Source organism: Limnothrix sp. CMB-01, assembly GCF_055193175.1.
The window spans coordinates 1,535,992-1,548,322 of record NZ_CM143720.1 but is presented as its reverse complement, the minus strand read 5'-3'; the positions used below and the strand labels follow the sequence as shown (position 1 = coordinate 1,548,322).

At 57.7% G+C, this 12,331-nt stretch carries 7 protein-coding genes; 6 read left to right on the top strand and 1 reads right to left on the bottom strand.

The features are described from left to right. Window positions 1-6 precede the first annotated feature (6 nt). From rfbD to ACZA91_RS06465, 4 genes are all read left to right on the top strand, one after another. A complete protein-coding gene (rfbD, locus tag ACZA91_RS06480; RefSeq protein ID WP_463185402.1) occupies window positions 7-885 on the top strand; it encodes a dTDP-4-dehydrorhamnose reductase in 879 nt (292 codons plus the stop codon). 202 nt (window positions 886-1,087) lie between these two features. Next, a complete protein-coding gene (locus ACZA91_RS06475; RefSeq protein WP_463185400.1) occupies window positions 1,088-2,161 on the top strand; it encodes a glucose-1-phosphate thymidylyltransferase in 1,074 nt (357 codons plus the stop codon). Between the two features lie 166 nt (window positions 2,162-2,327). Continuing rightward, window positions 2,328-3,209: a glycosyltransferase family 2 protein gene (locus ACZA91_RS06470; protein ID WP_463185398.1), complete on the top strand. Its 882-nt coding sequence runs from the start codon at window positions 2,328-2,330 to the stop codon at window positions 3,207-3,209. A gap of 40 nt (window positions 3,210-3,249) precedes the next feature. After that, window positions 3,250-5,139: an ArnT family glycosyltransferase gene (locus ACZA91_RS06465; protein WP_463185396.1), complete on the top strand. Its 1,890-nt coding sequence runs from the start codon at window positions 3,250-3,252 to the stop codon at window positions 5,137-5,139. A 138-nt stretch (window positions 5,140-5,277) separates the two neighbouring features. On the opposite strand, the gene ACZA91_RS06460 is transcribed toward ACZA91_RS06465, so the two are convergent. Further along, window positions 5,278-7,080 (bottom strand): hypothetical protein, encoded by a 1,803-nt coding sequence (locus ACZA91_RS06460; RefSeq protein ID WP_190530859.1) that lies wholly within the window; start codon window positions 7,078-7,080, stop codon window positions 5,278-5,280. A 630-nt stretch (window positions 7,081-7,710) separates the two neighbouring features. Here ACZA91_RS06460 and psaA point away from each other — a divergent pair. Beyond that, entirely contained in the window at window positions 7,711-9,969 is a 2,259-nt protein-coding gene (gene psaA, locus ACZA91_RS06455) for a photosystem I core protein PsaA (protein WP_099532036.1), read from the top strand. Window positions 9,970-10,043: 74 nt separating this feature from the next. Beyond that, entirely contained in the window at window positions 10,044-12,257 is a 2,214-nt protein-coding gene (gene psaB / locus ACZA91_RS06450) for a photosystem I core protein PsaB (RefSeq protein WP_190529260.1), read from the top strand. The last annotated feature ends 74 nt before the right edge of the window (window positions 12,258-12,331 follow it).

Below are 12,331 nucleotides of genomic sequence, written 5' to 3'. Positions count from 1 at the left end.
GGAACCATGCGGATTTTATTGACGGGCGCACAGGGGCAGTTGGGCGAGGCCCTGCAACCGATGTTGGGGGCGATCGGGGAGCTGACGGCGGCCGGGCGTGATCGGGTCAACCTGGCCGACACCGCCACGCTCTACGACGCGGTGATGGCGCTCCAGCCGGATTTGATCGTGAATGCCGCCGCCTACACGGCTGTGGACAAGGCGGAAACCGAAGCCGACTTGGCGATGGCCGTCAACGGCACGGCTCCCGGAATTTTGGCCCAAGCAGCCAAGGATTTGGGCGGGCGACTGATCCATGTATCCACGGATTACGTGTTCAACGGGCAGCAGGGGCGACCCTACCGGGAAACTGACCCCACCGATCCGCTGGGCAGCTACGGGCGATCGAAGTTGGCGGGAGAAACGGCGATCTTAGCCACAGCCCCGAACCAGAGCGCGATCGTCCGCACCGCCTGGGTCTATGGCGCGGGCAAAACCGGCAACTTTGTGAAAACGATGATTCGGCTGGCGACCGATCGCCCGGAGCTGCGGGTGGTGGCGGATCAAATCGGTTCGCCCACCTGGACGCGGGACTTGGCCGGGGCGATCGGGCAGCTTGCCGGCCGCCTGGATGCCGACACCGCCGGGGTCTACCACTACACCAACAGCGGGGCCGTTAGCTGGTATGACTTTGCCGTAGCCATCATCGAAGAGGCCCGCGCCCTGGGGCTGGAACTTGCGGTGGAACGGATCGTCCCGATCGCCACGGAGGATTACCCAACCCCAGCCCAGCGCCCATCCTATTCGGTGCTGTGGGGCGGCAAATTGGCGGCGTTGCTCGGCAGTCCGGCTCCCCATTGGCGGGCCAGCCTCCGCAAAATGCTGCCAGAACTGCTGAACCGCTAAATGGCTACCCGAATCCCAGCCCCGTAGGTTGGGTTGAGGCACGAAACCCAACATCAGCAGACCTTGCCAAAATCACGTTGGGTTTCGCAAAGCTCTACCCAACCTACTAGCGCTCACCCCAACGACTCCAGACAAGGGGCTTAAGCCCCTTGCCCCCAACGATTCAACGATTACTCAACCGCGATCGCAGCGAGTTAACAACATGAAAGCCTTGATTCTTTCGGGTGGCAAAGGAACCCGCCTGCGACCCCTGACCTATACGGGTGCAAAACAGCTCGTGCCAGTGGCCAATAAGCCAATTCTTTGGTATGGCATCGAGCGAATTGTGGCGGCAGGCATTACCGATATTGGGATTATTATCAGCCCGGAAACCGGCGACGAAGTGCGCGAAAAAACCGGCGATGGAAGTCGGTTTGGCGCAAACATTACCTATATTTTGCAAGAGCATCCATCGGGGCTAGCCCATGCGGTTTCCGTGGGGCAGGAATTCCTTGGTGACTCGCCGTTCATTATGTATTTGGGCGATAACGTCATCCAAGCGGATTTGGGGCAGTTTATCGACCAATTCAAAAAGCCCGGTGTGGATTCGGTGATTATCCTGCGGGAAGTGCCCGATCCGCGTGCTTTTGGAGTAGCAGAAGTGGACGCGGCGGGCCGGGTGATTCGGTTGGTGGAAAAACCGAAAAGTCCCCCCTCGAATTTGGCGATGGTGGGGATTTATTTCTTTCAGCCCGTGATTCATGAGGCGATCGCCCAAATCCAACCCTCAGCCCGGGGCGAATTGGAAATTGTCGATGCAATCCAAAAGCTGATTGACACGGGCAAAACCGTTGAGGCTTGCACCCTCGAAGGCTGGTGGCTAGACACCGGTAAAAAGGATGATTTGCTGGAAACGAACCGGATTATTCTGGACACCGATTTACAGCCTTGGAACTATGGCGAAGTCGATGAATCGAGCAAAATTATCGGGCGGGTGGAAATTGGTAAAGGCTCAAAGGTCGTCAATTCAACGGTGCGCGGCCCGGCGGTGATTGGCGAGAATTGCACGATCGAGAATTGCTACATTGGCCCCTACAGCAGCATCAGCGATCGCGCCCATTTGGTGGATGTGGATTTGGATCACAGCGTGGTCTTGGAAGGGGCGGAAATTGTGGGGGTTACGGAGCGAATTATCGACAGCGTGATCGGTCAACGGGTGAAACTCCACGTGGGGCCAAAACGCCCGAAAGCCCTGCGTTTTATGATCGGCGACGACTCCCACATCGAGCTGACCTAACAACAACAGTAGGTTGGGTTGAGGAACGAAACCCAACACCCACAATCCTCGCGTGGATCGCGTTGGGTTTCGCAAGGCTCAACCCAACCTACAAGAATGTGATGGGATTCAGGGTGTATGGCTGATTGAGGGCGCACGGCGGTGCGCCCCTACAAAATGGGGCGAAATGCCGATTTTTTATTTCGTGATTGTGAATTATTGGTGTGGGGAATCGATCACCCATTTATTACGATCGCTTGCCCAAGATAGCCCCGACCAGAATTACCAAATCCTGATTGTCAATAATTCACCGGAGGATCGATCGCTTGATGCCTTCAGCGCTGAATTTGCCCATTGCACAATCCTGGAAACCGGCGAAAATCTGGGATTTGGGCGGGCCTGCAATCGGGCGATCGCCTGGGTGGCCGATCGCGATCCAGGGGCGATCATCTGGCTGATTAATCCCGATGCGTGGCTATCGGCGGGGACGATCGCGGCGGCCCGATCGCTCCTGAGCCAGACTGATTGGGCGATTTTGGGCACGGCGATCGACCAGCCCGACGGCCGGCCAGAGTTTCGGGGCGGCCGGTTCGATCGGCGATCGGGCCTCATCGAGCCGATCACCCAAGAAGCCCCCACCGATCCCAAAATTCAGCCCACGGATTGGGTGAGCGGATGCAGCTTGTTGATTCATTTGGCGGCGTTTCGAGTCTTGCCCCAGTTCGATCGCCGCTTCTTTTTGTATTACGAAGATTTCGAGTTTTGCCGCCGCTACGCCCGCCAAGGCTATTCGGTGGCGATCGCCCCGAGTTTGCGGGTGATTCATGCCACCTCGACGGTGACGGGTCGCGAGCCAGAGCGGAAACTGCGCTGGTCGATCGGGGGCTATCTGTTGGCCCTGGCGATTCACGGCAGTCGTTGGGCGCTGGTCTACCGGTTGGCGCGGATTTTGATCAGCGCGATCGCCCAGTGGCCACAGCATCCCGCCCGATCGCGCGCCAAGCTCCAGGGCGTGGCCGATGCTTGGCAAAGTTGGCGATCCACACGCAACGGCTCCCCACGGCGCTAAAGTAAAGCTCGACTTGCTTGGCCCACTTTTTCGGAAACCTATGCTGGACTTGCGCTTAACTCGATCGCTGCCGGAGCCGTTGCGCTCTTGGATGGGGCGGCTGGCGGCTTTGGACGATCGGGGGCGGGGCTGGCTGGGCCTGGCTTGGGTGCTGCTGGTTTGGGCGATCGCCTTGTTTTGGCACTCGGGCAGCGTGGGGTTGGTGGACGAAACGGAGCCGATGTTTTCGGAAGCGGCTCGCCAAATGACCGTCACCGGCGATTGGATTACGCCCTATTTCAACGGAGCGACCCGCTTCGACAAGCCCCCGTTGATCTATTGGCTGACGGCGATCGCCTACAAAATTTTGGGCGTGAATGAGTGGGCCGTGCGGTTGCCCTCGGGGTTGGCGGCTCTTGCGACGATCGGGCTGGCCTTTGCCACCCTTTGGCGCTTTTCCGTCACTGGCGAGGCGCGTCAACAGGCCCCTTGGCGACCTTGGCTGGTGGGGGCGATCGGGGCCGGAACGATCGCCTTTTCACCCCACATGATCATCTGGGGCCGGGTTGGCGTGTCCGATATGTTGCTCACCGGCTGCATCAGCACCGCCCTGCTGGCCTTCTTTTGGGGCTATGCCAGCGATCGCCCCCAGGTCAAAACCCTGGCCTATGGGGGCTGCTATCTGTCCATGGCCCTCGGCGTGCTCACCAAAGGGCCGATCGGGGTGGTGCTGCCGGGGCTGATTATTCTGGCTTTTGGGCTATATCTCGGAGAATTCAAGCTGCTCTGGAAGGAAGCGAAGCCGCTCTGGGGTTTGCTGCTGGTGGCGCTGCTATCCGTGCCCTGGTTTGTGCTGGTGATTTTGGCCAATGGGGATGCCTACGTTGAATCCTTCTTTGGCTACCACAACATCGATCGCTTCACCCGCGTGGTCAACCAGCATTCGGCTCCCTGGTTCTTCTACTTCATTGTGGTGGCTTGGGGCTTTGCGCCTTGGTCGGTGTATCTACCGATCGCCCTGGGGCGGCTGGAACTTTGGCGGCGCAAGTGGTGGCTGCGGCGATCGCGCGCGGAGCGGTTGCCTCTGTTTGCGGGTGCTTGGTTTTTGGGGGTGTTTGGCTTTTTCACGATCGCTGTGACCAAGTTGCCCAGCTACGTAGTGCCCTTGATGCCAGCGGGCGGGCTGCTGGTGGCGCTGCTGTGGCGGGACTTGCTGAGTGGAGACCTGGCTCCCCGTCGATCGATGCCTCGACCGGGTTTGAGCGAACCGCCGATCGCCACGGAAGATATGGTGTCGCCGGGATTCCACCGCACGGCGATTGCTGCCGTCGTCGTGATGGGCATTTTAGCGATCGCCCTCAGTGCCCAAAACCTCTGGCTCCCGTTGATCAAGGATCCAACCATGCCCCGAATTCGGGAGGTGCTGATCGAATCCGGAGCCATTACGCGGGGGGCGATCGATTGGGCGATCGCTGCTGTCTTCGGTGCGGTGATGATTTACCGGCGGCGCTATCGCTGGCTGTGGCTGATCACGTGGGTGGGTGGCGTGCTGTTTTTCGTGGGCACGATCGTGCCGGTGACCTTTGCCCTCGATTCCCAACGTCAATTGCCCCTGCGGATCCTGTCGACGGACGTAATTCGGGTGCGGCAACCGGAGGAAGAGTTGATGATGGTGGGGTTTGCCAAACCGAGTGTGGTGTTCTACACCCAGCAAATCGTTAACTTCTCCCAACGGGCGACTCCGTTAATTGAAGGAGAGCGGGAAGCGCTCAAAATTAACCCCAACCCCAAACCGACCACGGTGTTGTTGTTGGGCGATCGCAAAAAATTGGCGGAAACCGGTTTAGACCAAGTGGGTCAACCGATCGCCGCCGCGGGTTCCTATCAATTATTCCGGGTCGATCGGCGTGCCTTCGCCAACCACCAACCGCCCACCGATCCAGACGATTAACCCGCAAGGTTCAACGAAGGTTCAGCGCTAGAAAGTGCTTGATGAGGCAAGGGGTTGAAACCCCTTGTCTGACTTGGTTTTGCCCCTTGTCTAGATTTGACCTGCCTAGCTGGGGGCTGTCTGGATTGGGATTGTTGCCTAATCACCCGACGGAATCGGCACTTGCTTGATGTCGAAGGGCAGGTTCAAATCATCCGGCAACTGCTGTTGAGTCTGTTTCAGCCACTTCAGAAATTGTTTGCGCAAGCCCTTGAGGGGGCGATCGGGCGTTGCCGTGGCCGATGGGGTTTCCGATGGCGTTGGCTCAACGATCGGCTCCGGGGTCACCGGCTCGATCGACTCAAGCACAATCGGCGGTTTTTCTTCTGTTGAAGGCGCTGACTTGGGTGTAGCCACCGCTGCCGGTTCCGGTTGGGCTGCCGGTTCGATCGGCTCCGTGGTGGGAACTTCCGTTGCTGACGCTTCCGGCTGTGTTGCCTCCGCTGGTGCAATCACATCCGGTGGAGCAGCTTCCGGCTCCGGTTCGCTCACCAATGCTGGCGAAGCAGACTCTTCGCGGTCTTCGCTCAGGGAACGGTCGATTCTCTGGGCCTCTGCTTGAGGCAGGGCTGCATCCGGTGGCTCTGGGCTAGCTGGCTCTGGGCTAGCTGGCTCGGCACTGGGTTCCGGCATTGGCTCCGGTTCCGGAGCCGCAGGCGGGTTAATGATCGCTGACTCCTCGGCCGTTTCCGGTTCTGGAGCCAGAGCGGTGGCCTCCGCCGGAGTCACAGCACTGGGCTGTGGAGCTAGGGTCTCACCCGGGTCGATCGTGTCGTTATTTGTTGCCTTCTCGTCGCCTGCGTCCTCTGGCTCGACCGCTTCCATCGACGGGGCCGCCGGTTCTGATTTTGGGGCGATCACCTCCGGTGCTTCGGTCTTTGGCGCTTCGGTCTTTGATTCTTCGGTCACGGCCGGCAGGTCTTGCGGCAACGGTGCGATCGGCGCGATCGGCTCAGGCGCGGTCACTGGTTTCGGTTCCGGGGCCGGTGGCTCATAGGTTGGGTCAATCAGCGCCCGAGCTTCCGACTCCGGCAACGCACCCTTCAGCAGTCGGTCGATCGCGCTCGTCTGGTTGGGGTCAAACTCCACCAGCGCCACCGACTCATTAAACGCATTCTCCAGCAGCTCTCCCCGATCGTCGATCAGCTCCAACTTCACCCAGTTTTTGCCCCGACGGAATCCCTTCAAATAAATAGACTGCCAATCATCCAGCAAAAAGCTGTCGCCATTGACCGTCACCCGCACCTTCCAATCCACAATCTCATCATCATCCCGCTCCCGAGCCAGCAGATGCAGCGGTGCATTGGTCAAGTAAAAGTCCAGCAACACCGGCTCCGTACCCACCGTCCCGATCGGTTGGTTATAGGTCAGCAGTGGCCGGCCCGAGTCGGGAACCTGGGTTTGGGTTTTTGCAAACACATGGAAAGAAACCTGAGCATAGGCCCCATCATTCTTAAAGCTTTCATGCCAGGGACGTTCCGCAAAGGCCCGGATTGTGTGAGTTCCCGGCGTTAAGTCGCTAATCGTAATCGGATCCGTGACATCAAAAATCTCCGCCACCGGGCGATCGTCCAACATCAGCTTTAAATGTGGCCCGGCGGCCAGCGCTTCATCCTTAAATAGCGGCAAATCCTGCACCCGCAACTGCACTGCCACCTGTGTTTGCGTCAGGGTTTCATCGGGCCTTGGCGCAATGATCTGCACCTGGGGTTGATAGCGATCCAACTCCCGATTCAATCGCTGCACGATCGATGGTGGTGCTACCTCATCAATGGCCCCCACCACCTTGCCTTGATTGGGTTTAGGCGGCGTGGCCGTCGCCAGCGGTGGTGGCTCCTTGGCGCATCCCCCGATCGGCAACAGGAGGCATCCCCAGACCAACACCACGCATCCCCAGGCCATTCGCCGCCCTAGCCCTCGACCCAGCGCCCCGAGCCACCTCATCTCGTTACCTCTTTGCAATCTTCAGTAATGGGTATAGGAACTGATATGACCTAGGCGATCCTAAGCAAACCTAGGCAATGCAGAATTTGGAAAACTTGCGAAATCTGCGAAATTTGCGATCTGAAGGCGATTTGAAATCGAGTCCAGTGTATCCGAGAACCATAGCCGGGCCGCGGTTTCCAGCCTTTACCACAAAGAACTACCCAACTCGACCTCAGATGCTTTGCAATTCTTAATCAAACTGTTTGTAAAGTTTATAAACCTAACTTTCTGGATCTTACTACTGAATAAAAAAGCTCCAATGCCTCATGGGATGAGGCTTTACGGATTTTGAAATATTGTTAACCCCCTCAAGTCCCTTGAAAACCCACGTCTATAATCTTCAAGAGAGAAGCCACCCCGGTCGTTCACTGCGAGCTAGATGCGACGGGAATTCCAGGCAATCTGGCTGTGATGCGTGTCTTGATCCCTGCTATCCAAGCCGTGATCAACACCATCGCTGACCCGCTGTACCCCCCTGTTTGGGGCGCTGCGAAGGCCAGCCGGGTGGATAGTCCTCGTTTCCTGTCTTGAGAGAGGAGAATCTCGATGACGATTAGCCCTCCAGAGCGAGAGGCAAAAGTCAAGGTCTCGGTTGATAAGAATCCGGTTCCGACTTCTTTCGAGAAGTGGGGCAAGCCGGGTCACTTTGATCGAACTTTGGCTCGGGGTCCCAAGACGACGACTTGGATCTGGAACCTCCACGCTGACGCTCACGATTTTGATAGCCATACCAGCGACTTAGAAGACGTTTCGCGCAAAATTTTTAGCGCTCACTTCGGCCACTTGGCCGTGGTTTTCGTTTGGTTGAGCGGCATGTACTTCCATGGTGCACGCTTCTCGAACTACGAAGCCTGGTTGAGCGACCCGACTCATATCAAACCCAGCGCCCAAGTGGTTTGGCCGATTGTGGGCCAAGAAATCCTCAATGGCGACGTGGGCGGTGGATTCCACGGTATTCAAATCACCTCCGGTCTCTTCCAAATGTGGCGGGCCGCCGGTTTCACCAATGGCGATCAACTCTATGTGACCGCGATCGGTGGGCTGGTGATGGCTGCCCTGATGCTGTTTGCTGGCTGGTTCCACTACCACAAAGCAGCACCCAAGCTGGAATGGTTCCAAAATGTCGAATCGGCAATGAACCACCACCTGGCAGGCTTGCTGGGCTTGGGCTGCTTGAGCTGGGCTGGTCACCAAATCCACGTTTCTCTGCCCATCAACCACCTGCTGGATTCGGGTGTGGCGCTGAAGGATATTCCGCTGCCCCATGAATTCATCCAAAACAAGGATCTGATGGCGGAGATCTACCCGAGCTTTGCTCAGGGTCTGACCCCCTTCTTCACGCTGAACTGGGGCGCTTACGCCGATTTCCTCACCTTCAAGGGCGGTTTGAACCCCGTCACTGGTGGTCTGTGGCTGTCGGATACGGCTCACCACCACTTGGCTTTGGCTGTGCTCTTCATCGTGGCTGGTCACATGTACCGCACGAACTGGGGCATTGGTCATTCCATGAAGGAAATCCTGGAAGCCCACAAGGGCCCTTACACCGGCCAAGGCCACAAGGGTCTCTACGAAATCTTCAATACCTCGTGGCATGCGCAACTGGCCGTTAACTTGGCTGTGTTGGGTTCGCTGACGATTGTGATCGCGCACCACATGTACGCGATGCCCCCTTACCCCTACATTGCGACGGATTACCCGACGCAGATCTCGCTGTTCACCCACCACATGTGGATTGGCGCGTTCTGCATCGTGGGTGCTGGCGCTCACGCGGCGATCTTCATGGTTCGTGACTACGATCCGGCGAAGAACGTTGATAACTTGCTCGATCGCGTGATTCGTCACCGCGATGCGATCATCTCGCACCTGAACTGGGTGTGCATTTTCCTGGGCTTCCACAGCTTCGGTCTGTACATCCATAACGACACGATGCGTGCTTTGGGTCGTCCCCAAGACATGTTCTCGGATACCGGTATTCAGTTGCAGCCGGTGTTTGCGCAATGGGTGCAAAACCTGCACGCCCTTGCGCCTGGTAACACGGCTCCTAATGCCTTGGAAATCGTCAGCCACGCTTTTGGCGGCGGCATCGTGGCGGTGGGTGGCAAGGTGGCAATGATGCCGATCACCCTGGGTACGGCGGACTTCATGGTTCACCATATCCATGCGTTCACGATTCACGTGACGGCGCTGATTCTCCTGAAGGGCGTGCTGTATGCGCGTTCGTCTCGCTTGATCCCCGATAAGGCGAACTTGGGCTTCCGGTTCCCTTGCGATGGTCCGGGTCGTGGCGGTACTTGCCAAGTGTCCGGTTGGGATCACGTGTTCCTCGGTCTGTTCTGGATGTATAACTCGCTGTCGATCGTGATCTTCCACTTCTCCTGGAAGATGCAATCGGATGTGTGGGGCACGGTGAACCCTGATGGGTCGGTGGCTCATATCACGGCGGGCAACTTCGCTCAAAGCGCCATTACCATCAATGGTTGGCTGCGTGACTTCCTGTGGGCGCAAGCTTCGCAGGTGATCACCTCCTATGGTTCGGCTCTGTCGGCCTATGGTCTGCTGTTCCTGGGTGCTCACTTTGTGTGGGCGTTCAGCCTGATGTTCCTGTTCAGCGGTCGCGGCTACTGGCAAGAACTGATTGAGTCGATCGTGTGGGCGCACAACAAGCTGAAGGTGGCTCCGGCGATCCAACCCCGTGCTCTGAGCATCACTCAGGGTCGTGCGGTGGGTGTTGCTCACTACCTGCTTGGCGGCATTGTGACCACTTGGTCGTTCTTCCTGGCTCGAATTATTTCGGTCAGCGGCTAATCCCTTTAGCCCCGGATTGCATCTGAGGTCGAGACGCGACTTCGGCAACGAGGATTAAGACAAAAACAGGACTTATGGCAACCAAATTCCCAAAATTTAGCCAGGATCTCGCCGCTGATCCCACGACGCGGCGGATCTGGTACGGGATTGCCACAGCCCACGACTTTGAAAGCCACGATGGCATGACGGAAGAAAATCTTTATCAAAAGATTTTCGCGTCGCACTTCGGTCACCTGGCAATCATCTTCCTGTGGACTTCGGGCAACCTGTTCCATGTGGCCTGGCAAGGCAACTTTGAGCAGTGGGTGAAAGATCCCCTGAACGTCCGTCCGATCGCCCACGCGATTTGGGACCCGCACTTCGGCCAAGCCGCCGTTGATGCGTTTACCCAAGCGGGTGCGTCGGGCCCTGTGAACATCGCCTTCTCGGGTGTGTACCACTGGTGGTACACGATCGGGATGCGCACTGTGGGCGACCTGTACCAAGGCGCTGTGTTCCTGCTGGTGTTGGCGGCTTTGATGCTGTTTGCCGGTTGGCTGCACTTGCAACCCAAGTTCCGCCCCAGCCTCTCCTGGTTCAAGAACGCAGAATCGCGTCTGAACCACCACTTGGCGGGTCTGTTCGGCGTGTCGTCGCTGGCTTGGACGGGTCACTTGGTGCACGTGGCGATTCCTGAATCGCGCGGTGTGCATGTGGGTTGGGATAACTTCCTGTCGGTGGCTCCTCACCCGGCTGGTTTGGCTCCTTTCTTCACCGGTAACTGGGGCGTGTATGCCGAGAACCCCGATACGGCTGGCCATGTGTTTGGCACGGCTCAAGGGGCTGGCTCCGCAATCTTGACCTTCCTGGGCGGTTTCCACCCCCAAACGGAAGCCCTGTGGCTGACGGATATTGCTCACCACCACCTGGCGATCGCGGTGATCTTCATCGTCGCCGGTCACATGTACCGTACCAACTTTGGTATTGGTCACAGCATCAAGGAAATCTTGGAAGCGCACAAGCCACCTTCGGGCAAGCTGGGCGACGCTCACAAGGGTCTGTTTGATACGCTGAACAACTCGCTGCACTTCCAACTGGCTCTGGCCCTAGCTTCGCTGGGTGTTGTGACCTCGTTGGTGGCTCAGCACATGTATTCGATGCCGTCGTATGCCTTCATTGCGAAGGACTTCACGACTCAGGCTGCCCTGTTTACTCACCACGAGTACATTGCTGGCTTCCTGATGGTGGGTGCGTTTGCCCACGGCGCAATCTTCCTGGTGCGTGATTACGATCCCGCCCAGAACAAGAACAACGTGCTCGATCGCGTGCTTCAGCACAAAGAAGCGATCATCTCGCACCTGAGCTGGGTCTCGCTGTTCCTCGGTTTCCACACCTTGGGTCTGTACGTTCACAACGATGTGGTTGTGGCGTTCGGTACGCCTGAGAAGCAAATCCTGATCGAACCCGTTTTCGCTCAATGGATTCAAGCGGCTCACGGCAAACTGCTCTACGGCTTCGATACGCTGCTGTCGAACCCCGATAGCTTGGCGGCGACGGCTTGGCCGAACCATGGCGATGTGTGGCTGCCTGGTTGGTTGGAAGCAATCAACAGCAACGCTAACTCGCTGTTCCTGACGATCGGTCCTGGCGACTTCCTGGTTCACCATGCGATCGCTCTGGGTCTGCACACCACCACCTTGATTCTGGTGAAGGGTGCTTTGGATGCCCGTGGCTCCAAGCTGATGCCCGACAAGAAGGACTTTGGTTACAGCTTCCCTTGCGACGGTCCCGGCCGTGGCGGTACTTGCGACATCTCGGCTTGGGATGCGTTCTACCTGGCCATGTTCTGGATGCTGAACACGATCGGCTGGATCACGTTCTACTGGCACTGGAAGCACCTGTGCGTGTGGCAAGGCAATGTGGCTCAATTCAATGAGTCCTCGACTTACCTGATGGGCTGGTTCCGCGATTACCTGTGGCTGAATTCGTCGCAGTTGATCAACGGCTACAACCCCTATGGCATGAATAACCTCGCTGTTTGGGCTTGGATGTTCCTGTTCGGTCACCTGATCTGGGCAACGGGCTTCATGTTCCTGATTAGCTGGCGCGGTTACTGGCAAGAATTGATCGAAACCCTGGTTTGGGCGCATGAGCGCACTCCGCTGGCGAACCTGGTTCGCTGGAAGGACAAGCCGGTGGCCCTGTCGATCGTGCAAGCTCGTTTGGTTGGTTTGGCCCACTTCACCGTTGGCTACTTCGTGACCTACGCAGCCTTCTTGATCGCCTCGACTTCGAGCAAGTTCGGCTAAATCTAATTGCCTCCTAGGTAACTAGCAAAAATCCCCCGGTCTCTTTGAGATTGGGGGATTTTGCTATTGCAGAA

Bases quoted from the DNA above. Each gene is read 5' to 3' on its own strand.
- rfbD (WP_463185402.1), top strand. From the start codon at position 7: ATGCGGATTTTATTGACGGGCGCACAGGGGCAGTTGGGCGAGGCCCTG.
- ACZA91_RS06470 (WP_463185398.1), top strand. From the start codon at position 2,328: ATGCCGATTTTTTATTTCGTGATTGTGAATTATTGGTGTGGGGAATCG.
- ACZA91_RS06465 (WP_463185396.1), top strand. From the start codon at position 3,250: ATGCTGGACTTGCGCTTAACTCGATCGCTGCCGGAGCCGTTGCGCTCT.
- ACZA91_RS06475 (WP_463185400.1), top strand. From the start codon at position 1,088: ATGAAAGCCTTGATTCTTTCGGGTGGCAAAGGAACCCGCCTGCGACCC.
- psaA (WP_099532036.1), top strand. From the start codon at position 7,711: ATGACGATTAGCCCTCCAGAGCGAGAGGCAAAAGTCAAGGTCTCGGTT.
- psaB (WP_190529260.1), top strand. From the start codon at position 10,044: ATGGCAACCAAATTCCCAAAATTTAGCCAGGATCTCGCCGCTGATCCC.
- ACZA91_RS06460 (WP_190530859.1), bottom strand. From the start codon at position 7,080: ATGGCCTGGGGATGCGTGGTGTTGGTCTGGGGATGCCTCCTGTTGCCG.